Genomic DNA, 22,475 nt, shown 5'->3' with positions numbered 1-22,475 from the left:
GCGTGAGCCGGCGGCAAGCAGGATGGAGGGGTGGCGCCGAGGCGGGCGAACCGCGATCATGACGGCCGGCCAGAGAGGGAGCTTCGGATGCAGTACCTGGTTTCCGTGATCGACGACAAGAGCACTCCCGGCAGCACGGACCGGCAGCCGGCGATCAGCGAGTTCAACGAACGGCTGATCGCCGAGGGCTACTGGGTCTTCGCGGGCGGGCTCGCCGACACCGACGCGGCCACGGTCGTCGACAACCGGGGCGAGCAGGCGGTGATCAGCGACGGGCCGTTCGTGGAGTCGAAGGAGTACCTCGCCGGCTTCTGGGTGTGGGAGGCCCCGGATCTGGACGTGGTGCTGAAGCTCGCCGCCGAGGCGTCGAAGGCCTGCGATCGGAAGATCGAGGTGCGGCCGTTCCGGTGAGCGACGTCGACGAGGCGGTGAGCCGGGCCCACCGCGACGAGTGGGCGCGGGTGGTGGCCGCCCTGACCAGGCGCTTCGGTGACCTCGACATCGCCGAGGAAGCGGCGGCCGAGGCGTTCGCGACCGCCGTCGAGCGGTGGCCGGCCGACGGCGTGCCGCCCAACCCCGGCGCGTGGCTGACCACCACCGCCAACCGCAAGGCCATCGACCGGATCCGGCGCGAGAGCAAGCGCGACGACAAGCAGAAGGACGCTCTGCTGGTGTCCGGCGACGACCCGCCCGAGCCGCTCGGCGCCATTGACGACGACCGGCTCCGGCTGATCTTCACCTGCTGTCACCCGGCGCTGGCGGTGGACGCACGCGTGGCGCTGACGCTGCGCATGGTCGGCGGCCTGACCGTGCCCGAGATCGCCCGCGGGTTCCTGGTGGCCGAAACGACGATGGGGCAGCGGATCACCCGCGCGAAGGCCAAGATCAAAGCGGCCCGCATCCCCTACCGCGTGCCGTCCGCCGAGGATCTCCCGGCCCGCGTCTCCAGCGTGCTCACCGCGCTGTTCCTCGTGTTCAACGAGGGCTACCTGGCGACCGGTCCGGACACCGACCCGGTGCGGCACGACCTCACCGCCGAGGCGATCCGGCTCACCCGCCTGATCCGGGCGCTCCTGCCGGACGACGGTGAGGTGGCCGGCCTGCTGGCGCTGATGCTGCTCATCGAGGCCCGCCGCCCCGCGCGCGTCTCGGCCGGCGGGGAACTGGTCGCCCTCGACGAGCAGGACCGCGGAGCCTGGGACGCGGCGCTGATCGCCGAGGGGCACCGGCTGGTGCGTGAACGCCTGGCCGCTGCCGCCGCCGGCGCGGCTCCGGGCCGCTACCAGATCCTCGCGGCGATCAACGCGGTGCACACCTCCGCCCGCGACGCGCGCGACACCGACTGGTCGCAGGTCCTCGCGCTCTACGACCAGCTTCTCCGCGTCGACTCCTCGCCGGTGGTCGCCCTCAACCGGGCCATCGCGGTCGCCGAGCTCGACGGCCCGGACGTGGCACTGGCGACCGTCGACCGGCTCGAGGACAGGCTGGCCGGTTATCACGCCTACCACGCCACGCGGGCCGATCTGTTGCGCCGGCTGGGCCGGAGCCAGGACTCGCGGGCGGCGTACGACAAGGCCATCGACCTGGCCGGCAACACCGCCGAGATCGCTTCCCTGACCCGTCGTCGCAACCGATTGCGGTAGCCGCTGTTCATACCGACCGGATGGTATGTTGACCCGGTGATCGAAGCGGCGCGCCGGACCTGGCGACTCATCGAGCCCTACCACGGCATGATCTACTTCGCCCCGGAAGCCGCCGCCGCGTACAAGGAACTCGGTCTCACCGGCCGCGCCGGCTACTTCGCGTCGAGGTCGGCGGCGCTCGGCGTGGTCCCGGCGCCGGTCGTGGTCGCGACCTTCTACAACTTCAACCCGGTCCTCGTCGGGGAGTCGATCACCGCCGCCTGGTCCACGACCGACCCGGCCGCCGTCCTCGCCGCCCGCCACGCCGCGGCCGACCAGGCCCTGCGCGGCATCCTGGGCGACGCGATCACCTCACCCGAGATGAGCCGGGCCGCCACTCTCCTCCGTGCGGCCGCGGAGACGATCGCCGGCGACGTCACCGGCCGCCCCCTGTTCGCCGCCCACGCGGCCCTGCCGTGGCCCACCGAGCCGCACCTGGTCCTGTGGCACGCGCAGACCCTGCTCCGGGAGTACCGGGGCGACGCCCACGTCGCCGCCCTGCTGACGGCCGGCCTGAGCGGCATCGAAGCCCTCGTCACCCACGCCGCCTCCGGGGCCGTCCCCGCCGAGACCCTGCGCACTTCCCGGGCCTGGTCCGAGGACGACTGGACCGGGGCCGTCGCCGGCCTCCGCGAGCGGGACTGGCTCACCGGCGACGCCGCACTGACGTTCACCGCCACCGGCGCGGCCCGCCGGGCCGAAATCGAAAAGGCGACCGACGAGAACAGCGTCACCCCCTACGCTCACATCGGCGAGTCCGCCTGTGCCGAACTGCAGGAACTGGTGCGTCCGTTCAGCCGGGCGCTCGCCGGGAAACTCATGCCGTGGGCGCTCGCGCGGCAGTAGCGACCGGATTGCGCACTGTGACAAATCCCGGTGTGCGACCGGCTTCCGGTTCTCGCGAAACGACATAGCCCGCACGTCTCTCCGCGCTCGACACTCGCAGTCTTGCTGTCGAAACGGAGGGAGTTCCACCATGGCTCGACGGCGAAACACTGTCCTCGCCGCAACCGGAATCGTCTGGCTCGCCCTGGCCGGTGTCGGCGTACCGGCGCAGGCGGACGAGGTAACCGGCTCCGCCGATCCGTCCATGATCGCGGCGATGGAGCGCGACCTGCACCTCGGTTCCGCCCAGGCGAAAGCATTGGTGGACAGGGAGCTGGCGGCCGGACGCACCGAACGCGATCTCCGTGCGGCGCTGGGCACCCGGTTCGGTGGCGCCTGGCTCACCGCGGGCGCGGCCACCCTCGTCGTGGCCGTCACCGATCCGGCCTTGGCGGACCGGGTGCGGGCCGCCGGCGCCGAACCGAAGGTCGTCAAGCACAGCGAGCGCGACCTCGCCACGATCAAGTCCACATTGGACAAAGCGCCGCGGCCGCCGTCCGGCGCGGTGTCCGGCTGGTACGTCGACACGGTCACGAACACCGTCGTGGTCCGGGCTCATCCGGATGCCGTCGCGGCCGCCGGCGAATTCGTCAAGGCCGGCGGTGCCGACCCGGGCGTGGTGCGGGTCAGCGTCTCGGCCGACACCCCGAGGACGGTCGAGCGGGCGCCGCTCGGCATCTACGGCGGGGACCGGTTCACGGTTCCGGAGGGCTACTGTTCGCTCGGGTTCACCGTCGGGAACTACGTCCAGCACCTCAACGGCTGGATCACGGCGGGCCACTGCGGCCGGACCGGCGACGCGGCCACCATGGGCTACGGCGCCACCGGGACCTTCCGCGGATCGGTGTTCCCCGGCAACGACTACGCCTGGGTCAGCCACGACAACTACGACTTCGACTACGGCCCGTTCGGGATGCCCGCGGTCTACAACTACCAAAGCGACGACGGCGTCCGGGTCGAGGGCCTGCAGGAAGCGCCGGTCGGGGCGTCGATCTGCCGGTCCGGCTTCACCAGCGGCTGGCGCTGCGGCACGATCCAGGCCAAGAACGAGACCGTCAACTACCTGGAAGGCACGGTGGTCGGGCTGACCAGGACGAGCGCCTGTGCCGAACCGGGTGACTCGGGTGGTCCGTACATGTCCGGCGGGCAGGCGCAAGGTGTCACCTCCGGCGGAAGCGGCAACTGCACGTTCGGCGGCACGACCTTCTTCCAGCCGCTCAACCCGATCCTCCGTGCGTACCAGCTGAAACTGATGAGTGTCAACGGCGCTCTCGATCCGCCGGCGTAAGCACTCCGGGCGCTCACGCCGATGTCCGGCGTGAGCGCCCGTTCGTCGGCTATTCGTGTGGAATGCCGTCGCCGCAAGGGTAATCCGGGAAGGTCTTGTACTACTGTCCGCGGGCAAGGGTGGCTGTGCGTCGGACGATGCCGGCCGGGGGAGGGGAGTCGTCGTGCTGAGGAATTGCCGAAGATCCGCGTGCTCGCTGGTGGCGTCGGTCGCCGTGTTCTCCGGTGCGCTGACGGGAACCGCGCAGGCAACCCCGTCCGGTCCGGTGGACCTCGGAACGTTGCCCGGCGACGACAGCAGCATGGTCCTGGCGGTCAACGACGCTGGCGAGATGGCCGGGGTCTCGTCGCTGGGCCGCGATCCGCGGCGCGACCTTCCGGTTCGCTGGGACGCCGACGGCCGGATCACGGCCCTGCCGACGCCGGGCGGCAGCGCCGGGCAGGCGCGTGACATCAACGAGAACGGGGTTTCCGCCGGCTACGTGCTGAGCGCGACCGCCGCCGTGCCGGCCCGCTGGGACGCCCAGGGCGAGGCGACCACGCTGCAGGTCCCGCCCGGCTACCACAACGCCACCGCGTTCGCGATCAGCGACACCGACGTCGTGGTCGGGAACTGGCTGACGCCGTCGAACGAGTACCACGGCTTCCGCTGGGACCCGGACGGCCAGGTCACCGACCTGGGCGTGCTTCCCGGCGATAACTGGGGCATGGCCGAAGACATCTCCGCCGACGGCCGCATCATCGTGGGCGTCGCCAACCGCGCCGGGACGCAGCACGCCGTGCGGTGGGTGGACGGCGGCCCGATCACCGAGCTGGCGCCCCAGAGCTACGGCAGCGGGGCCCACATCGTCAACGAACACGGTGTCGCCGCCGGGACGATGAACGAGACCAGCAGCGGCCCCCCGGTCCCGGCGACCTGGGACCGGGACGGCACGATCCACCGGCTGGACTGGTCCAGCCCCCACTCGGTCTGGGTCTACGGGATCGGTTCCACCGGCTACGTGGTCGGCTTCGGGTACCTCAACCCCCCTTCGCCGTCGGCGGTGCTCTGGGACCCGGACGGTCACCTCACCGTCCTGCCCGACGACGGCCATTACGTCGACGTCGAAGCAGTCGACGGAGAAGGCACCGCGGTGGGCAGCCTCCAGAGCAGCGCGACCGTCTGGTACCGCAACGGGGCACGCACGCAGCTCGGCGGTCTGCCGGGCGGCAACCGCAGCCAGGCCTACCGGATCACCGACAGCGGCCGCGTCGTCGGAACCGCGACCACTGCCGCCGGGAAGGACCACGCGGTGTACTGGACCCTCCGCTGACGCGGCGAAAACCGGAGATCGTCGTCGTCCGCACCCTGCTACGCTTGCTGCGATGACTACCTACTCGAACAGATCGGGGGTTCCGTTCGCCAAAGGTGAGTGCTGATGCACCCCTTGACCGCGAACGAGAACCCCCGCCTGCTTTTCTGGGCGCGCGTGCGCGAATTCGCCGTGCCGCCGTCGATGATCGAGTCCGCCACGGCCCGCCGGACGGTGGGCGACTGGGCCGGGGCCTGCGCCGCCGCCCGGGTCGACGTCGATCTGAACCTGCGGGCCGTGCGGCGAGCCCACGGCCATGAGCTGACGACGCGGATCCGCGCCGATCTGCGGCACCTGGCCCCGGACCTGCTTCGCTGGCATTTTCCGAGGATCGGCCCGGACGGTCTGTTGCGTCCGGGGCTCACGGTGTCCCTGGCCCGGTACGGTCCGGCCGGCGGCGCCCCGATCCATCTCGTCGCCCGGACGCCGCCGGCGTGGGCGGACGCCGGTCAGCGGATCAGCCTGGCGCTGTGGATGCCGTCCCGGCCCGGGGCGGGTCTTCACCCGCATCCTCGCCCGGACCGCCGGTATCGCCTCGATCTGCACCGCCACCTGTGGGACGTCCGCAGGGCAAGTGAGCTGCGGGACCGGCATGGGCTGTACGCCGTCGACCGGTGGTTGGCCGAGGCGGCGCTGTTGCTGCGCGCGGAGGGACATGGCGACGTCGTCGCCGTGCGGCTCAGCAACCGGCACCGGCTGATGCTGAACCTGGGGCCGCCGGATGAAGCACCCGGCGGCCGGGTGGTGCCGGTCCTGCCCGACGCCGCGACCTGGGTCCTGCCCGATCTGGAGCTGCTCCGGGCCGGGTCGATCGACGTCGATCGGCTGCACCCGCTCGTCGCGTCGGCACTCCGGCCCGGCGACCGGCCGGCCCGCGCGGCGCGAAGTCCCGGCGGCTCAACGGATTCCCGCCTCGTCGAGTGCTGTGGTGCCACGCACCGGATCGGCGTGGTGAACGGCGTGCTCGTCCCGCTGGACCACGACCCCGGCGAGATCCGCCGCGAGGAGCTGCTGGGCGCCTTGGGCGGCACCCGGCTGCCGTGCCTGCGCGCGATCGACCAGGCACACCGGCATCCGGAAAGCCTGGTGGACGTCCGGGCCCGGCTGGACCACGGCGACACCGACGGCGCCCTCGCCGTCGTCGAAAGCCTGCTCGGGCCGGGCGCGCACCTGCGAAACGGCGCCCTGCGCGACGAGCTGGAGACGGCGGTGCGCCGCCAGGTGACCCACGGGCTGTACCGGGCCGGGCTGGCCGGGTACGGACCACCTCCGTCCACAAGGGACACCCGTCGGCGCGCTTCCCGCCCGCGCCACGCGACCTCGCGCTGACTTCCGGCCACTACCCGGCCCCCGATTCGACAAAAGGTGATCAAAACTGTCTACTGCCATGGATATTTCGCCGGAAGCGGCTTCGCTCCGGCCGCTGGACGTCGCCGCCGAACTGCTCGCCCTGCTGCACGACACGACCACCGAGCCGCGGGCCGACACCCAGCTGGAAGCCCTGACGCTGGCCGTGGCCGCCGATCTGCCGGTGCTGCTGTGGGGCGAGCCGGGTATCGGCAAGACCGCGGCGCTGAACCACCTCGCGCAGGCGCTCTCACTGCCGCTGACCACGGTGATCGCCAGCGTGCACGAGCCGTCCGACTTCTCCGGTCTGCCCGTGGTCGGCGACGATCCCGCGGAGCGGGGCGTGCCGATGGCGCCGCCGGACTGGGCCGTGCGCCTGGTCCGGGCCGGCCGCGGGCTCCTGTTCCTGGACGAGCTGTCCACCGCGCCGCCCGCCGTCCAGGCCGCGCTGCTGCGCGTCGTGCTCGAGCGGCGGGTCGGTGCGCTGCGGCTTCCACCGGGGGTCCGGATCGTGGCCGCCGCCAACCCGCGGTCCTCCGCGGCCGACGGCTGGGAGCTGAGCCCGCCGCTGGCCAACCGGTTCGTGCACCTGCAGTGGACCTACGACCACGACGTCGTCGTGCGCGGGCTCGGCGGGACGTGGCCGAAGGCGGCGCTGCCCGTGCTCGACCGGCGGCGGCTGCCCGACGCCGTGACGTTCGCCCGCCGCGCGGTCTGCGGCCTGCTGACCGCCCGGCCCGGGCTGGTCCACCAGCTGCCGAAGAACGAGACCCGGCGCGGCGGTCCGTGGCCCTCACCACGCAGCTGGGAGATGACCCTGCGGCTGATCGCGTTCGCGACCGCGGCGGACGTCTCCCGGGACGTGCTGTCCATGCTGGTGCGCGGCGCCGTCGGAGACGGGCCGGGCCTGGAACTGCTGGCCAGTCTGGACCGGATGGATCTGCCGGACCCCGAGGTGCTGCTCGCGGACCCGGCGGCGGCGGTGCTGCCCGAGCGCGGCGACCTGCGTCAAACGGTGCTCGACGGCGTGGTCGCGGCGGTGCGCAAGCGGCCGGAGCAGGCCCGGTGGGACGCGGCGTGGGCCCTGCTGGTGCGGGCGCTGGAAACCGGCGCCCCGGACCTGGTGGTCGTGCCGGCGGCCACGCTCGCCGCGCTGCGCCGCGACGACTGGCAGGTGCCGGCGGCGATCGAGCGGCTGTCCGGGGCGGTGGCGCTGTCGCGGCGGGCGGACCAGGCCGCGGACGGCGCGGGTGAGCACCGATGACGCCCGGAACCCTGGACGAGGAGAAGCTCTTCGCCGCGCGGCTGCACGCCGTCCGGAACCGGCCGTATCTGGCGACGGCGTTGTTCGCCTTGCACACGGTGGAATCGCGGCGGGTGCCGACGATGGCCGTGGACCGCCACTGGCGTTGTTACGTTTCGCCGGCGTTCGTGGCGCGCACGCCGTTGGCGGAGCTGGCCGCGGTCTGGGTGCACGAGGTCTCCCACCTGCTGCGCGACCATCACGGACGCAGCGACCGGTACGCCGCGAAGCACGAGCTGACCGGCCCGGGGGAGCGGCTGCGGATGAACATCGCCGCGGACTGCGAAATCAACGACGACGTGTTCGGCGACGGGCTGGCCCGGCCCGAGGGCGCGGTCCGGCCGGAGCTGCTCAGGTTGCCCGAAGGGCAGCTGATGGAGGACTACCTGCGCCGGTTCCGGCTCGGGCCGTACACCGACGGGTTCGCCTGGCTGGACTGCGGAAGCGGCGCCGACGGGCTGGCGCGCGACTGGGATCTGGGCGCCGACGGCGCCCACGGGCTCACCGCGCAGGAGCGGGACGCCGTCCGGTTCCGGGTCGCCCAAGGCATCAACGGCGGCCCCGGGACCGTGCCGAAGGGCTGGCAGCGCTGGGCGCAGGAGGCGTTCCATTCGCCGCAGCCGTGGCGGGAACTGCTGGGGGCGGCGGTCCGCTCGGCGATGTCCGGTGCGGGGGAGGACTACACGTACGGCAGGCCCTCGCGCCGGGCGGCCGGCCTGCCTGGCGTCGTCATGCCGAGCCTGCGGCGCCGGCCGCCCCAGGTCTTCGTGATCGTCGACACCTCCGGGTCGGTGAGCGACGCCGAGCTGGGGAGCGCGATCCTCGAAATCGCCGCGATCGTCCGCGCGGTCGGCGGCCGGCGCGACCTCGTCTCGGTGCTGTCGTGCGACGCGGCCGCGCACGTCACGCAGCAGCTGTGCCGCGCCGAGGGAATCCCCTTGGTGGGTGGCGGCGGCACGGACCTGCGTACCGGCTTCGCCGAAGCGGTACGCAGCAGTCCCCGCCCCGACGTGATCGTGGCGCTGACCGACGGCCATACCCCGTGGCCCGAGGCAAGACCGCCCGCCCGGACGGTGGTGGGCCTGTTCTCCCGGCCGCGGCCAGGGGACGAGCCTCGCTACGAGCCGGACAAGCCCCCTGCTTGGGCGCGGGTGGTGACCGTGGGCTGAGCGGTTCGTATTCGTCGCCGTTTTCTTTCTCCCGCCGTGCGCACGTGCCGCTGCCACCACCGCGAAGCTGAATCGTGTTGCGGAGTTCCAGCCGGCGGCCTGTGCGACCAGCGCCGGCAGGTCGCCGGGCCGCCGAGTTGCCGACCCGGTCCCGGAAGCGCATCCGGGGCCGGGCCGCACATCGACGGGCTGATCGCCTACCCCGAGTACGCGCCCGCGGCGAGGTCCTCGGTGAGGGTCGGTCCGGTGGGCGTCCACCCGAGCAGTTCCCGCGTCTTGGTGCTGGTCGCCGCGAGGTCCATGCCGAAGAACGTGCCGATCCACCCGAAGTGGGCCTGGACCTCATCGAGCGGGATCGACGCGACGGGCAGGTCGAACGCGCTGCCGATCGCGTGCGCGATCTCGCGGGTCGGCACACCTTCCTCGGCGATGGCGTGGAGACGGGCACCCGCGGGTGCCTTCGCGAGGCCGAGGGTGACCATCCGGGCGGCGTCGGTGCGGTGCACGGCGGCCCAGCGGTTGGTGCCGTCGCCGGGGTAGCCGGACACGCCCTTCTCACGGGCGATCGCGGCGAGGACCGCGATGAACCCGTGGTCGCCGGTGCCGTGCACGCTCGGCGCGAAGCGCAGGCTGACGCTGTGGACCCCGCGTTCGACGAACTCGAGCGCGAGGTTCTCGCTTCCGCCCCGTGGCGAGTCGGGACCGTGGGACCGGGACGGGTCGTCCTCGGTGGCGGGCCGGCCCTGGGTGAGGGCGGCGACACCGGAGGCGAGCAGGAACGGACGGCCGGTGCCCGCGAGCGTGTCGCCGATGGTCTGGACGGCGCCTCGTTCGGCCGCGTTCGAGACGGCCGGGTTGGCGAAGTCGTGCTTGTTCGCGAGATGGATGACGGCGTCGGCGTCCTCGGCGCCGGCGCGGATGCCGGCCAAGTCGTCCAGGTCACCGCGGCGAACGCGGGTGCCCTTCGCCGCCAATGCGGCGGCGGACGCTTCGGACCTGGCCAGTCCGGTGACCTCGTGGCCCGCGGCGAGCAGCTCGTCGACGACGGCCGAGCCGATCCAGCCGGAGGCTCCGGTGACGAAAACGTGCATGAGGTGATCTCCCTCGACGGCCCCGCCTCGGGCGGAGCGGCTGATGTCTGTGACTGACGTCAGTCACAGACATCAACGTACACTTCAAGTCAGTCGCTGTCATCACTACACTCGGCCGCATGGTGCGTTGGGAACCGGGAGCTGCCGAGCGGCTTCAGAAGGCCGCTCTCGAGCTGTTCGCCACGCGCGGGTTCGAGCAGACGACCACGATGGAAATCGCCGAGTCCGTCGGCCTGACCGAGCGCACCTTCTTCCGCCACTTCAGCGACAAGCGCGAGGTCCTCTTCAGCGGGCAGCAGGTGCTGGTGGACGCGTTCCTCGCCGGCGTCGACGCGGCACCGCCGGATGCGTCCCCGCTCGAGATCGTCGCTTCGTCGCTGCGGTCCGCGGGGTCCTTCTTCCCGGACGAGCGCCGGGCGCACTCCCGGACCCGGCAGTCGGTCATCGACCAGAACCCGGCGCTGCGGGAACGCGAGCGGCACAAGCTGGCCAGCATCGCCACCATGGTCGCCGAAGCCATGCGCCGGCGAGGCATCGGCGAGGTGGCCGCCACCCTGGCCGCGGAGTCGGGCGCCACCGTGTTCGCGATCGCGTTCACCCAGTGGATTCGCGAGGGCGAGCAGCGTTCTCTCACCGACATCGCCGCGGAAGTGCTGCGCGAACTGCTGACCCTGACCGCCACGGCGTCGGAGCGGATGCCGCGATGACCGGGCGCCGTCCCGAGTCACCTCGTGCCTGACTAGGCCTCGCCGCAGTCGTCGTCATCGCCGGACCCGCCGCTGACCAAGCCCCACAAGAGGAAGGCGAGCAGTGCGCCACCCAAGATCGCCGTCACGGGCTGGTCTTGGACGATGCCGGTGATCACCAGGGCGCCACCACCGGCCAGCCACAGCACGAGGACGATCACGCCGGCACCCCCCGTCCCCTGCGCAGGGCCAGTTCGGCGAGAACGGCGGCGCCGTCCGGCAGCACGGAATCGTCGAACTCGGCCAGCGGCGAGTGGTTGTCCGCGGTGCCGTCGCCCGCGCCGAGCAGGACGAAGGCGCCGGGAATCCGTTGCAGGACCCGGGAAAAGTCTTCACTGCCCGGCAGTGGGGCGGCCAGCTGGTGGAAGCGGTGCTCGCCGAGGACTTCGCCGATGGTGCCGGCGACGAACGCCGTCTCCTGCGGGTCGTTGACGGTCATGGGATACCCGTCGACGTAGGTCACCTCGGCCCGCAGGCCGTGCGCCCGCGCGATCGACTCGGCCAAGGTGATGGCCGCGTCCTTGATCCGGGCTTTGGCGGGTGCGGAAAACGTGCGCAAGGTCGCTTCGAACCTCGCCGTGTCGGGGATGACGTTGCGTCGCGTTCCGGCGTGCAGCGAGCCCACGGTCAGCACCACCGGGTCGAAGATGTCGGACTGGCGGGTGACCAGGGTTTGCAGTGCCGTGACGATCTCGCAGATCACCGGGATCGGGTCGTTCGCGCGATGCGGCCGGGCGCCGTGCCCGCCGGAGCCGACGACGGTGACTTCGAGTCCGTCGGAGGCCGCCATCGTCGTGCCCGGGCGGGCCGTGAACGACCCGTGCGGCACAGCGGCAGCGAACACGTGCAGCGCGTAAGCCGCGTCCGGTCGCTTTCCCGCGGCATCCAGCACACCCTCGGCGATCATCGCGGCCGAGCCGTCCCAGCCCTCCTCGCCCGGCTGGAACATGAAGATCACATCTCCGGGCAAGGCGTCTCGCCTCGCGGCGAGCACGTGCGCGGCACCGACCAGCATGGCGGTGTGCAGATCGTGCCCGCAGGCGTGCATCACACCCTCCACACGGGACGCATAGCCGAGTCCGGTGCGCTCTTGCACGGGTAAGGCGTCCATGTCCGCACGCAGCAGGACGACCGGACCCGGCCGGTTCGCCCGCAGCACCGCGGTCACTGAGCTCAGCCCCTCACCGAGCGACACCTCCAGCGGCAGCCCGTCGAGTGCGGTGAGCACTCTTTCCTGGGTCCGTGGCAGGTCCAGGCCGATCTCGGGTTCGGCGTGCACCTGGCGGCGCAGCCGGATCATGTCGTCGCGTATCGCGATGGCGTCCTCGTGCACGGACATCGGGCGGTCTCCTCGGGGTCGCTGGGCTCCTTGCCGAGATTCGCGCCCGGTGCCACGCTGAGGTCACAGATTCCCGAATTCGCTCATCTGGACGGCTGGACATGCAGGATGTGCTCATACCCGACGAGACGGATCTCAAGCTCGTGCACGCGCTGCAGGCGGCACCCCGCGCGACCTGGCACGAGATCGGCAGGCTGCTCGGCGTCGACGCCGTCACCGCGACGCGGCGCTGGCAGAGACTTCTCGAGGCCGGATCCGCCCGGGTCACCGCCTACCCCGACGTCAGGCTGTGGGCGCAGGACCACTGCAACGCGTTCATCGAAGTGGATCTCCAGCCCACCGCCCGCGCCCAGGCGGTGGAGGTGCTGTCCCGTGTCCCGCAGATCGCCTCGATCTCGATCGTCAGCAGCGGCCGGGACCTGTTCCTGACCGTGCTGACCCCCGACCTGGCGACGCTGTCCCGGCTCGTTCTCGAGAAGCTGCAGCAACTCCCCGGCCTACGCGGAACGCGGACCCACGCGATCACCACCGTCTACGGCGAGGGCAACCACTGGCGGCTCGATGCTCTGTCGCCGCGGCGGCGGGCGTACGTCCCCCTGGCGACCGGCAGCCGGCCCGTCTGGAAGGACCACTACCGGGCAGTGCTCGGCGCCATGGAGGACGGACGGAGCCCGGCGGCCGACATCGCGGCCCGCACGGCGAGGAGCGGGTCCACCGTCCGCCGGTGGCTCAACGAGATGATCGGCGGCGGCCTGCTGTCACTGCGCTGCGAAGTCGCCCAGCCCCTCACCGGATGGCCCGTCGCCGCGACGTTCTGGGCCCGGGTGCCACCCGGCGAACTGCACCGGACCGCCAGCGCGTTGACCGAACTGCCGGAAGTCCGCCTGTGCGCGGCCACCACCGGAGCGGACAACCTCGTGATGACCCTGTGGCTGCGCTCACTCGGCGACATTCAACGCCTGGAAGCGGAACTCGCCGGAAAGCTCCCCGCGCTCACCCTCACCGACCGTGCCGTCACGCTCCACGCCGTCAAACGAATGGGCTGCCTGCTCGACGACACCGGCCGGATCCTCGACGTGGTGCCCGTCGATCCGTGGGCGTCGTTCTGAGGATTGAGCCGTCGATCCTGTTGTGTGAAAAGGAATTTTGTGTCCTCTGTGGCATGCCGCTAGCTTCGGATTCATGGAATGGAGCTATCGAACGGCCGGAGAACTTGTTTCGGCATTGCGCGCCGGTGCGGTGACATCGGGGGAACTGACCGACGAGGCGATCGCCCGTATCGAGCGCGACGACGAGGTGGTCAACGCGATCTGCGTGCCGGACTTCGACCGTGCGCGGGCCGCCGCACGCCGTGCCGACCAGGCACGTGCGCGGGGTGAGGACCGGCCGCTGCTCGGCGTTCCGGTGACGGTCAAGGAGTCGTACGACATCGCCGGGCTGCCCACGACGTGGGGCATGCCGCCGTACCGCGATTTCATGCCGGTCGAGGACGCGGTCCAGGTGTCGCGAATCAAGGCCGCGGGCGCGGTGGTGCTCGGCAAGACCAATGTGCCGTTGGGACTGCAGGACATCCAGAGCTTCAACGGGATCTACGGCACCACCACCAACCCGTGGGACCACGCTCGCACACCGGGCGGCTCATCCGGCGGGTCGGCGGCGGCCCTGGCGTCCGGGTTCGGCGCGCTGTCCATCGCGTCCGACATCGCGGGCTCGCTGCGCACCCCCGCGCATTTCTGCGGCGTCTACGCGCACAAGCCGACGCTCGGACTGGCGGCCAACCGCGGGATGGTCGCGCCGTCCGAGCCGGCCTTGCCGGTCGACCTCGACCTCGCCGTCGTCGGTCCGATGGCGCGCACCGCCCGCGACCTCACGCTCCTGCTCGACGTCATGGCCGGACCGGACCCGCTGACGCGCGGCGTGGCGTACCGGTTGGCGCTGCCGCCGCCCCGCCACGAGCGGCTCGGCGACTTCCGGGTCTTGGTCCTCGAGGAGCACCCGCTCATTCCGACCGGGGCCGCCGTGCGGGCGGGCGTGAACCGGGTGGCCGCCGCGCTCGCCGACGGCGGCGCCCGCGTCGAACGGCACAGCCCGCTGCTGCCCGACCTGACCGAAGCGGCGACGCTCTACACGCAGTTGCTGGTTTCGGGCTCGGTCGCACGTTTTCCCGTCGAATCGGACGAGCAGCTGCGGACTCGTGTCGCCGGACTGAGCGCGGCCGACCAGAGTCTCGACGCCGCGCGGCGGCGCGCCATGGTGTTCAGCCACCGCGACTGGATGGAGGCGAACAACCGCCGCGAGGTCCACCGCCACGGCTGGCGGCAGCTGTTCACCGAGTTCGACGCCGTGGTCTGCCCGATCACGCCGACGCCCGCGTTCCCGCACGACCACCACCCCGATCCGCTGGAACGGCGCATCGACATCGACGGCGTCGACTACCCGTACTTCGACCAGCTCGTCTGGGCCGGCCTGGCCACCATGCCCGGCCTGCCCGCCACCGCCATCCCCGCGGGCCGGTCCCCCGAGGGTCTGCCGGTCGGAGTGCAGCTCATCGGTCCGATGTCCGAGGACCGCACCCCGCTGAGGCTGGCCGAACTGCTCGAGCCGAAGACCGGCGGCTTCCAGGCACCGAAGCAGCGCGTGGCTCGCACTGGACGGCCATGACAGCCGAGGCCGCACTCATGCGACGCCACGGCGACGGCGCACTGCAGTGCGGCTACCGCGGTCCACTTCAGGCGGGGAAGTCCGCGTGCTCGAGGTTCGGTCCGTAGAGCGCGACCTTGACCGCTTCCAGCAGTTCCTCGAGGCTGACCGGTGTGGCGGCCCCGTCCGGCCCGGTGAGGGTCCAGGTATCGGTCCAGGTGACCGTGTACACCTCGTGCCGGTAGTTCTCGAACTCCACGAACAGGTCGTCCCGGCCCTCGCCCCGGGTCACCGTGCTGATCATGGATTTGAGCCCGGCGAAACCGCGTTTCGCTTGTACGGCACCGGTGGCGCCGCGGTAGCGGTACTTCAGGTACGGGGACGGCGGGCGGTCCCAGCGGGTGCCGCGGATGCCGGAGCCGCGGCTGTAGCGGTATTCGGCGTCTTGAAGGCTTTCGTCGCCGGCCACTTCGCAGCGGTAGACCGGGATGACCGCCCGGACGGCGTCGTTCATCTCGGCGTCGTCCGGGTACAAGCGGTGCAGGGGCGGGGCGGCCGCGGCTATCGCGTCGAAGCCGTATCCCGGGTGGGAGAAGCCTTCGGCCGGCGACAGCGGGGCGTCGGTGGTCAGGTCGGTGCTGTGCGAGCGGGCGAAGGACAGCAGCGCGACGGCCAAGCCTTCGTCGTACGAATCCAGGGCGTAGGCCTGGAACGCACGCTTGCCGTCGTCGTACACAGCAGCGCTGTGGTCGAAGCCGGGGGCGGTCGCCCAGTGCCAGGCGTCGGGCAGGTCGCCGAGCGCGGTGACGCCGGGCATCGCCGCGTACGTTTCGCGTGGGTCCACTGTTCGCCTCCCGATCTCGCCCTTCTCAGTGCAAGGTACACGGATGCCGAGGTCCTGGCTCCGTCTCCGCGTAGCGGTCGGTGAGCTGCGCGCCTTCGGACGAGTTCTGCGATCTGCCCATGGCTTCCATGTCGTCGGTGTTGTTGTACCAGGCCTTGCGTTCCTCATCGGTCATGTTGTGGCCCTCGTCGCGCCAGTGCTCCACCACCGGCGGAACGTGCTCGTAGGTCAGGTTCCGGTTGCCGTTCGCGTCGTAGTACGGAATCGGGCGGCCCTGCGCGTCGACCCAGTTCAGCTGGTCGTGCGGAACGCGGGCACCGCTCGGGTCCCGCGGGACGCGGCCGAGGGCCCGGCCCTCCAGAGTCCACTTGGTCGCCATTTCGTCGTGTGTGGACTGCCAGTAGCCGCCGGGGTATTCGGTGCCCCGGTTGTGGATGTGGTCGGCGGGCGGCAGAGCGGGGTCCCGGGCCCATTGCTGGCTCGACGGGTCCCGGTAACCGGCCAGGCCCAGCGGGTCCGCCACGGCCAGCGGGTTCGGGACGTACGTGTAGTGGTTCGCGGACGGGGTCAGTCCGATCGGGTCCGGCGACAGGTACCGCGCGGTGTGCGGGTCGTAGTACCGGTGCACGTTGTAGTGCAGTCCGGTTTCGTCGTCGTGGTACTGGCCCGGGAAGCGCAGCGGGCAGCCGATTCCGTCCGAAGTGGACATGGCGATGGTGTTGCCCCACAAGCCGCTGGTCCGGTACCAGGTGACCCGCCCGGCCGCGTCGACCAGTTCGGTCGGTGCGCCGATCAGGTCGGCGACGATGGCGTGGAAGCGGGTGTCGATGACCGCCGTGGGCGCGTCCGCCAGCCAGGAGCGGGTGGTTTGCGCGATCGGTTCGGCCGAACCGCCGCGGTAGTCCCAGGATGTGACGGTCGTCCGGCCGTCGACGGTCCGGGCGGCTTCGGCGAGGACGGTGCCGTCCCACGAGAACGTGGTTTCTTCGGCGATGCCGCCGTCGGGGGCAAGGCGCTGTTTGGCGATCCGGCGGCCGAACGGGTCGTAGCGGTACCGCCAGCGGGTGCCGTCCGGCGTGGTGACGCCGATCAGCTGGTCGCGGTCGTTCCACGCGTATTCGCGGATTCGGCGCCGTCCGGACAGGCTGCGGCGGACTTCCCGGACGATCCGGCCCGAAGCGTCGTAGGAGTAGGAAGTCCGGCCCGCGCTGCGCAGCAGCATTCCTTCGACCGCGCGGGGACCGGCCACGTCCGAGTCGTCCTCAGTGGACGGACCGGGTTGTGCGGAGACGAGGTTTCCCAGTGCGTCGTAGGTGTACTGTTCGGTCCAGCCGGCGGCCTGCACACCGGTGACACGGCCGCCAGGGGTGAGCGCGAAGACGCGCGTGCCGTGCACCCGGTCGTCGATCGCGAGCACCTGACCGTCGGCGCGGTAACGGAAACTGCGTTCCTGGAGCGCGCGATCCGGTTCGCCGTCGGAAAAGAGCGTTTGACCGGCGAGACGGCCCAGTTCGTCGTGCGTTTGGGCCAGGCTCGCGTTTTCGCCGAGACGGCGGAGCACCTCCCGGCCTTCCCGGTACTCGAAGGTGACCGTTCCGGCGGTGCCGGTCAGCGCGGTTTCCCGGCGCAGCTGGTCGTAGTGCCACCGCGCCTCGACGCCGGACGGGGTGATCCGGCGGACGCGGCGGCCGGCCACGTCGTACTCGCTGCGCAGCACCCGGCCGTCCACGGATTCGGCGACCGGGCGGCCGAGCAGGTCGCGTTCGTAGGTCACTTCGACCGCGTCGTCGGCGACCCGGCGCAGCCGGCCGCCTTCGTCGTAGTCGTAGGCGATGGTCGTTTCGCCGGAGGTCCGCCGGGAGACCCGGCCGCGGACGTCGCGGGTCAGTTCGGTCACCGCGCCACCCGCTTCGGCGCGCGAGATCAACGCGCCCATCGCGTCGACCCGGTATTCGAGCGCGCGGCCGGTGAAATCCTGTTCGCCGATCAGGTTTCCGGCCGGATCGTAGCGGTAGGACCAGGTTTGCCCGGCCGGGTTGCGGACGCCGGTGAGCCGCAGCTCGGTGTCGTGGGTGAAGGTGTGCCGGACGCCGTCCTGGCCGGTGCGCGCGGTGAGCAGGCCGAACGGACCGCGTTCAAACGCCGTCATCGCGCCGGTGGCCGAGCGAGCCCGGACCAAGCTGCCTTCGAGATCGTAGAACCGTTCCTCGCGGTCGCCGTTGGCGGCGACGCGCCAGACCAGCGCGCCTTCGCGGGTCCAGCCGTACCGGGTGGTGCGGCCGCGCGGGTCGGTAGCTTCGACCGCCCGGCCGAAGCCGTCGAGCCGGAACGTGGTGGTTTCGCCGTCCGGCGAGGTGACCGACAGCGGGCGGCCGGCGTCGTCGCTGGTGTACGTCCAGCGGGCGCCGTCCGGCTCGACGGTGGCGGCCAGGTGGCCTCGCTCGTCCAGCTCGCTGGTCGCGACCGCGCCCAGCGGGTCCACTGTGGACACGACGCGGCCGGCGTCGTCGTAGGTGTGCCGCCAGACCGCGCCGTTCGGCTGGGTCACCGTGACCGGCAGCCGCCAGCGCGGGTCGTACTCGATGGTGAGCGCGGTGCCGTCGGGGTATTCGATCCGCGTCGGGTCGCCGTTCTCGTCACGTTCGTAGCGGGTGACCGCGCCGTTCTTGTCCGTGAACGACAGCAGGCGGTGGAACCGGTCGAACTCGGGGCGTTCGACACCGCCGTTCGGATCGACCACCGCGGTGATGTGGTTGTGCTCGTCGTAGTGGTATTCGGTGCGTCCGCCGAGGCTGTCGGTGACGACGGTGACCCGGCCGGTGAGGTCGTAGTCGAAGGTCGCGTCGAGGTAGCCGTCGAGGCCGGCGCCGCGGACGACGCGTCCGTCCGGGCCGTATTCGTACTCGTAGCGGTAGCCGGTGCGGTCGGTCCAGGCGACGATCCGGTCCGCGCCGTCGTAGTCGTACTGGTAAGGCGCGCCGGTCGAGTTCACGATGCCGGAGAGCCGGCCGCGCCGGTCGTAGCGGAACGACACGATGGGCACGTCTTCGCCGTGTTCGCCGCCGCCGAGCAGGCGGTACGCGGCGATGCGGAGACCGTCCGCGCCGTCGACGGTGTCGACGCCGACCCGGTAACCGCCGGAATGCGTGACCGCGAGCGGGCGGCCGAGTTCGTCGCGCAGGTAGTCGACGCGGTGCCCGCTGCGGTCCGACAGCGAGCTGATCTGCCATTCACCCGGCACCGTGGGGTGCGCGGCGAACCGGCGGGTCCAGCCGGATTCCCGGTCGGCGAGCAGGTAGTTTTCCGCGGCGGCGTCCCAGCTCAACGGCCAGCGCGCGCCGAAGCTCGGCAGCACCGGGGAGCCGTCGCGGGCGGGATGGATGTAGCTGAGCACTTCCGCGTCCGCGCCGTAGTACCGGACGAAGTCGTCGGTCAGCACCAGCCGTTGGTCCAGTGTGGACGCCCAGCCGGGGCCGAAGGACCGGCCGTCGGCGTAGCCGGAGGCGTACGCGCGGTTCAGCACCAGCGGCAGCAGCCCGGGCAGTTCGACGTCGGTGCCCGCGGTGATCATCTGGCCGGACACCGCGTCGACCGGGTCGCCGCCCTTGCCGTCGCAGCCGCCGGTGCCCTCGGACTTCTGCCCGCCTGCCGCCTCCGGATCGTGGCCGCCGGGCGCGTTCGGTTCGGCGCCATGGCTGCCGGGCGGCGTGCCGTCGGGGACGCCGCCGTCCGGCTCCGGCGCGGACGACGGCGAGGTGCCGTCGTGCGGGGCGCCGGGTTCGTGCGGGCCGGAGTGGCCGGGTTCGGCCGACGAGACGTGCGTGCCGCCTTCGCCGGGACGTCCGTGCAGCTCGGACATCACCTTCTTGACCGCGGCGAAGATCTCTTCGAGCTTCGACATCAGCGGCCGCAGCTTCTCGACCGAGTTGATCAGCTTCTTGACCAGCGCGCCGATCTTCTCGATCCACGCCGCCACCTGCTCGACCACCTGCGCCACCACGACCGGCGTGCCGAGCCCGAGCGAGCAGACCTCCTCCAGCGCGTCCTGGATGAAATCGCCGACCGCCTGGGTGATCATGTCGCGGACCATGGCGCGCACGGCGGCGGTGATCACCCCGACGATCTCCACCACGGTGCTGATCCCGATCGCGCAGGTCGCGGCCGCGTTGAGGTGGTCGATCTTGTTCTTGACGTTCGCGCGGTAGGCGTCCGCGGCCCGGCCGGTCCAGTTCGCGGTGTCCTTCCGCACGCTGTCGCCGAGGTCTTTGGCCGCCTTTTCCACGGCCTTCGCGATGTTGCCCCAGGTCTGCGAGTAGGCGGTGATCTGGTCGGCGTCACCCGCCAGCTGGTTCAGCGCGTCCTGCAACGGCTGGACGTGCTCGATCAGCCAGTTGAGGCCGTAGGAGATGAGCGTGCCGACCGGGTTCATCGCGATGGTCAGCAGGTCCATCGCGGTGCCGAGCGCGGCGATGCCGCCCTCGATCCACGAGCCGGACTTGATGCCGTCGTAGGCGCCGATCGCGTCGTCGAGGACGTTGATGCCGGTGTGCCACGTCGTCGAGTCCTGTTTGGCGGCGACCAGCGGGTTGCTCACGGCAGGTCCTTGCCGAGGCCGGTGATCCGCTGCGAGTGCGCGTCTTCGGCGTCCTGGTAGGTCTTCGCCGCCTGCCGGATCGACTGCGACAGCGTGCCCATGGCCTCCTGCGCGGCGCCGAGGGTGAGCAGGCCGGGTGTGCTGACCGCGAGCACCATCGGCACGAAGAGCGGGCCGCAGATCAGGCCGTACGCCTGCACGCCCATGGTGACCTGCTCGGCCGCGGCGAGCGCCTGCCCCAGCGTCTGCCCGACCTGCTCGACGGCTTTCGCGTGGGTGAGCAGTTCGTCCGGGCGGACTTGGTAGCCGCCGCCGTCGGTCGCACCGTCCGGCATGGTCGCCTCCCGTCCCGGCTATTCGCGGATCATGACCGGGCCGCCGAAGCCCTCGTCGTCATCGTCGGGCGGCGCAGGCCGCCGTGGCGGACGCGGCGGCGGTGGCGGTGCGGCCTCGGGTTCGTCGGCGAGCCGTCCGATCCCGCTGGCCGGCACAGTTTCGCCCGGCTCGGGTTCCGGCTCCGGGAACTTCGCCCGGTAGCTGCCGACGATGGTGTCGCGGGTCTGCGGATCGTCGCCGATGGTGTCCGCCATGACCTCGCCGAGCCGGTCCGGCAGCTTCGCCTGCGCGGTGCGCAACGCGGACAGCACCGCCTTCGCGACCTGATCGCCGGACATCTCCCGGACGCGGTCGGTGATCCGCAGGTCGGTGACATTGCCGGCGGAGTCGACGGTGATCGTGGCGGTGCCGTCCTTGCTGACCGCCGACACCGAAACCTGCTCGACGGCCTGCTGCATCGCGCGGTAGCGCTGCGCTTTCCGCTTCGCTTCCGCGACCAATTGGTCGACGCGGGCTTCCGCATTCTCGGCTTTGCCCGATATCGGGTCGCTCATCCGGTTGCCCACCCCCATCACCGAGTCGGCTACGAGGAAACCATCGAAATCGGGACGGCGTACGGCAGACGTTCCGGAATTACGCCGAATGGCGCACTGCGGCACGCCCGGTATCCGTGCCGCTCTCCGAGGTCGTCCGGAAGGCCTGGCGCAGCACGCCGATCCACCACAGGAACGTCAGCGCGATGACCGTGGGGTTCTTCAGGAACAGGAGGATGGCCAGGTAGGTCTGCCGGGCGGGCTCGGGCAGCAGTCTCGACAGGGCGTGTTCGGCCAGGACCTCGAAGGCCAGGTAGGCGGCGCCGAGGAACGCGCCCTGCCACAGCAAGCCGCGCCAGTGGTTTCGCGCGAATGCCCGGCCTGCGCTCAGGCGGAGGGCCTGGCCGCGCATCGCGATCCGCCAGAGGGAAACGACCAGGGCGATCCGGGCGGCCAGCACGACGACCTCGGAGGCGAGGGCGGCACCGTGGGGGACCTGCGCGGTCCAGTTGACGACGATGAACCGCTGGATCGACGCGACTGACGAGAGGCCGAGCACCAGCCCGAGGTGCTCGGTGTAGCACTGCCAGGTCCATCTCGGCACCTCGAGCGCCAGTTTCAGTTCGCTCATGACCCCACCCTATGCTTCAGCACGTGAACAATTTAGTTCAGTGTACTGAAATATCAGACCGGGTAAAGTGACGGCATGGAAGGTCGGGACGCCGGACGTGAGCTGAGCACCGCCGTGGTGGCGTTCCACGAGGCGGTGGGGGCGAGCTTGGGCGTGACGGCGGTCGACCAGCGGGCCCTCGCCGTGATCGCGGGCGCCGGGTCGGTGTCGGCGGGCGACCTGGCCAAGGAGATCGGCTTGACGCCGGGCGCGGTGACCGGCGTGGTCGACCGCCTTGAGCGCGCGGGGCTGGCTCAGCGCGCCCCGGACCCGGCCGACCGCCGCCGGCTCGTGATCACGGCGGTGCCCGGAGCGTTCGGGAAGGTGTTCGCCGGTCTCGACGCGGCGATGGCGAAGCTGATGGCCGGCTATTCCCCGGCCGAGCAGGCGGTGATCGCGGATTGGGTGGCGAACACGGTCGACGTCCTGCGCGAACAGACCCGGCTGCTCACGAAGCGGTAGCCGGCGCCCGGACGTGCTGACCGCATCGCCGGAATCCGGAGCAGGTGAAGGAAGCGTCGGCTGCTGTCCGAGGGTTCGTTGGCAGCGCAGCGCTTCGACCTTTGGTGGAAGTCGATCGGGGCGTACACCGGCGAGTCCCTCCTCGTGCATCTGGGGCATTCACCCAGTAGACGAACGGAGAGGGCCGGGAAGGAC

At 71.4% G+C, this 22,475-nt stretch carries 20 protein-coding genes; 12 read left to right on the top strand and 8 right to left on the bottom strand.

Annotation, left to right across the window (positions count from 1 at the left end; genetic code table 11):
- Positions 1–87: 87 nt before the first annotated feature.
- The 8 genes from CF165_RS33525 (at position 88) to CF165_RS33490 (ending at position 9,025) form a co-directional block, all read left to right on the top strand.
- Positions 88–411 (top strand): YciI family protein, encoded by a 324-nt coding sequence (locus tag CF165_RS33525; protein WP_093951596.1) that lies wholly within the window; start codon positions 88–90, stop codon positions 409–411.
- Entirely contained in the window at positions 408–1,643 is a 1,236-nt protein-coding gene (locus CF165_RS33520) for an RNA polymerase sigma factor (protein ID WP_093951595.1), read from the top strand. The genes CF165_RS33525 and CF165_RS33520 overlap by 4 nt, the downstream gene beginning before the upstream one ends.
- Before the next feature lie 36 nt (positions 1,644–1,679).
- Positions 1,680–2,528, top strand: a complete 849-nt coding sequence (locus tag CF165_RS33515) for an SCO6745 family protein (RefSeq protein WP_093951594.1) — start codon at positions 1,680–1,682, stop codon at positions 2,526–2,528.
- A 130-nt stretch (positions 2,529–2,658) separates the two neighbouring features.
- Positions 2,659–3,855, top strand: coding sequence for a S1 family peptidase (locus CF165_RS33510; protein ID WP_167441632.1), 1,197 nt, complete (start codon positions 2,659–2,661; stop codon positions 3,853–3,855).
- A 265-nt stretch (positions 3,856–4,120) separates the two neighbouring features.
- A complete protein-coding gene (locus tag CF165_RS33505; protein WP_093951704.1) occupies positions 4,121–5,167 on the top strand; it encodes an HAF repeat-containing protein in 1,047 nt (348 codons plus the stop codon).
- 105 nt (positions 5,168–5,272) lie between these two features.
- Positions 5,273–6,535, top strand: a complete 1,263-nt coding sequence (locus tag CF165_RS33500; protein ID WP_093951703.1) for a hypothetical protein — start codon at positions 5,273–5,275, stop codon at positions 6,533–6,535.
- A 58-nt stretch (positions 6,536–6,593) separates the two neighbouring features.
- A complete protein-coding gene (locus tag CF165_RS33495; protein WP_093951593.1) occupies positions 6,594–7,817 on the top strand; it encodes an AAA family ATPase in 1,224 nt (407 codons plus the stop codon).
- On the top strand, positions 7,814–9,025 hold the full coding sequence (locus tag CF165_RS33490) for a vWA domain-containing protein (RefSeq protein WP_093951592.1): 1,212 nt from the start codon (positions 7,814–7,816) through the stop codon (positions 9,023–9,025). The genes CF165_RS33495 and CF165_RS33490 overlap by 4 nt, the downstream gene beginning before the upstream one ends.
- A 197-nt stretch (positions 9,026–9,222) precedes the next feature.
- On the opposite strand, the gene CF165_RS33485 is transcribed toward CF165_RS33490, so the two are convergent.
- The gene (locus CF165_RS33485) at positions 9,223–10,116 is read right to left on the bottom strand and encodes an SDR family oxidoreductase (protein WP_093951591.1); all 894 of its coding nucleotides are present in this window, start codon (positions 10,114–10,116) and stop codon (positions 9,223–9,225) included.
- Positions 10,117–10,235: 119 nt separating this feature from the next.
- Here CF165_RS33485 and CF165_RS33480 point away from each other — a divergent pair, with 119 nt between their 5' ends.
- On the top strand, positions 10,236–10,823 hold the full coding sequence (locus tag CF165_RS33480; protein ID WP_093951590.1) for a TetR family transcriptional regulator: 588 nt from the start codon (positions 10,236–10,238) through the stop codon (positions 10,821–10,823).
- Between the two features lie 32 nt (positions 10,824–10,855).
- Here the strand turns inward: CF165_RS33480 and CF165_RS33475 are convergent, their stop codons facing one another.
- The gene (locus CF165_RS33475; protein ID WP_093951589.1) at positions 10,856–11,023 is read right to left on the bottom strand and encodes a hypothetical protein; all 168 of its coding nucleotides are present in this window, start codon (positions 11,021–11,023) and stop codon (positions 10,856–10,858) included.
- Positions 11,020–12,201: a M20 metallopeptidase family protein gene (locus CF165_RS33470; protein ID WP_093951588.1), complete on the bottom strand. Its 1,182-nt coding sequence runs from the start codon at positions 12,199–12,201 to the stop codon at positions 11,020–11,022. Before CF165_RS33470 ends, CF165_RS33475 begins: the two co-directional genes overlap by 4 nt.
- A gap of 101 nt (positions 12,202–12,302) precedes the next feature.
- Between CF165_RS33470 and CF165_RS33465 the strand changes: the two genes are divergently transcribed.
- Both CF165_RS33465 and CF165_RS33460 read left to right on the top strand, forming a co-directional pair.
- Positions 12,303–13,310 carry an Lrp/AsnC family transcriptional regulator gene (locus CF165_RS33465; protein WP_093951587.1) on the top strand — a complete coding sequence of 336 codons (1,008 nt, stop codon included), beginning with the start codon at positions 12,303–12,305 and terminating at the stop codon, positions 13,308–13,310.
- A gap of 73 nt (positions 13,311–13,383) precedes the next feature.
- Positions 13,384–14,862, top strand: coding sequence for an amidase (locus CF165_RS33460; RefSeq protein ID WP_093951586.1), 1,479 nt, complete (start codon positions 13,384–13,386; stop codon positions 14,860–14,862).
- A 67-nt stretch (positions 14,863–14,929) separates the two neighbouring features.
- Here the strand turns inward: CF165_RS33460 and CF165_RS33455 are convergent, their stop codons facing one another.
- The 5 genes from CF165_RS33455 to CF165_RS33435 all read right to left on the bottom strand — a co-directional run bounded on the left by CF165_RS33455 (position 14,930) and on the right by CF165_RS33435 (position 21,779).
- Positions 14,930–15,685, bottom strand: a complete 756-nt coding sequence (locus CF165_RS33455) for a hypothetical protein (protein WP_093951585.1) — start codon at positions 15,683–15,685, stop codon at positions 14,930–14,932.
- A 25-nt stretch (positions 15,686–15,710) separates the two neighbouring features.
- On the bottom strand, positions 15,711–20,279 hold the full coding sequence (locus CF165_RS33450) for an RHS repeat-associated core domain-containing protein (protein WP_093951584.1): 4,569 nt from the start codon (positions 20,277–20,279) through the stop codon (positions 15,711–15,713).
- Entirely contained in the window at positions 20,276–20,614 is a 339-nt protein-coding gene (locus CF165_RS33445; protein ID WP_093951583.1) for a type VII secretion target, read from the bottom strand. Before CF165_RS33445 ends, CF165_RS33450 begins: the two co-directional genes overlap by 4 nt.
- Before the next feature lie 18 nt (positions 20,615–20,632).
- Positions 20,633–21,169 (bottom strand): YbaB/EbfC family nucleoid-associated protein, encoded by a 537-nt coding sequence (locus CF165_RS33440; protein ID WP_167441631.1) that lies wholly within the window; start codon positions 21,167–21,169, stop codon positions 20,633–20,635.
- 79 nt (positions 21,170–21,248) lie between these two features.
- Complete coding sequence (locus tag CF165_RS33435; protein WP_093951582.1) at positions 21,249–21,779, bottom strand: hypothetical protein; 531 nt, start codon at positions 21,777–21,779, stop codon at positions 21,249–21,251.
- A gap of 75 nt (positions 21,780–21,854) precedes the next feature.
- On the opposite strand from CF165_RS33435, the gene CF165_RS33430 reads away from it, so the two are divergent.
- Positions 21,855–22,280 carry a MarR family winged helix-turn-helix transcriptional regulator gene (locus tag CF165_RS33430; RefSeq protein ID WP_093951581.1) on the top strand — a complete coding sequence of 142 codons (426 nt, stop codon included), beginning with the start codon at positions 21,855–21,857 and terminating at the stop codon, positions 22,278–22,280.
- The last annotated feature ends 195 nt before the right edge of the window (positions 22,281–22,475 follow it).

Source organism: Amycolatopsis vastitatis (assembly GCF_002234595.1).
GTDB lineage: Bacteria > Actinomycetota > Actinomycetes > Mycobacteriales > Pseudonocardiaceae > Amycolatopsis > Amycolatopsis vastitatis.
This window is presented reverse-complemented; position numbering and strand designations above follow the sequence as displayed.

Coding starts and splice junctions, on each gene's coding strand:
- CF165_RS33500 (WP_093951703.1), top strand. CDS start 5,273: ATGCACCCCTTGACCGCGAACGAGAACCCCCGCCTGCTTTTCTGGGCG.
- CF165_RS33490 (WP_093951592.1), top strand. CDS start 7,814: ATGACGCCCGGAACCCTGGACGAGGAGAAGCTCTTCGCCGCGCGGCTG.
- CF165_RS33440 (WP_167441631.1), bottom strand. CDS start 21,169: ATGAGCGACCCGATATCGGGCAAAGCCGAGAATGCGGAAGCCCGCGTC.
- CF165_RS33435 (WP_093951582.1), bottom strand. CDS start 21,779: ATGAGCGAACTGAAACTGGCGCTCGAGGTGCCGAGATGGACCTGGCAG.
- CF165_RS33480 (WP_093951590.1), top strand. CDS start 10,236: ATGGTGCGTTGGGAACCGGGAGCTGCCGAGCGGCTTCAGAAGGCCGCT.
- CF165_RS33430 (WP_093951581.1), top strand. CDS start 21,855: ATGGAAGGTCGGGACGCCGGACGTGAGCTGAGCACCGCCGTGGTGGCG.
- CF165_RS33495 (WP_093951593.1), top strand. CDS start 6,594: ATGGATATTTCGCCGGAAGCGGCTTCGCTCCGGCCGCTGGACGTCGCC.
- CF165_RS33510 (WP_167441632.1), top strand. CDS start 2,659: ATGGCTCGACGGCGAAACACTGTCCTCGCCGCAACCGGAATCGTCTGG.
- CF165_RS33445 (WP_093951583.1), bottom strand. CDS start 20,614: ATGCCGGACGGTGCGACCGACGGCGGCGGCTACCAAGTCCGCCCGGAC.
- CF165_RS33465 (WP_093951587.1), top strand. CDS start 12,303: ATGCAGGATGTGCTCATACCCGACGAGACGGATCTCAAGCTCGTGCAC.
- CF165_RS33485 (WP_093951591.1), bottom strand. CDS start 10,116: ATGCACGTTTTCGTCACCGGAGCCTCCGGCTGGATCGGCTCGGCCGTC.
- CF165_RS33460 (WP_093951586.1), top strand. CDS start 13,384: ATGGAATGGAGCTATCGAACGGCCGGAGAACTTGTTTCGGCATTGCGC.
- CF165_RS33470 (WP_093951588.1), bottom strand. CDS start 12,201: ATGTCCGTGCACGAGGACGCCATCGCGATACGCGACGACATGATCCGG.
- CF165_RS33525 (WP_093951596.1), top strand. CDS start 88: ATGCAGTACCTGGTTTCCGTGATCGACGACAAGAGCACTCCCGGCAGC.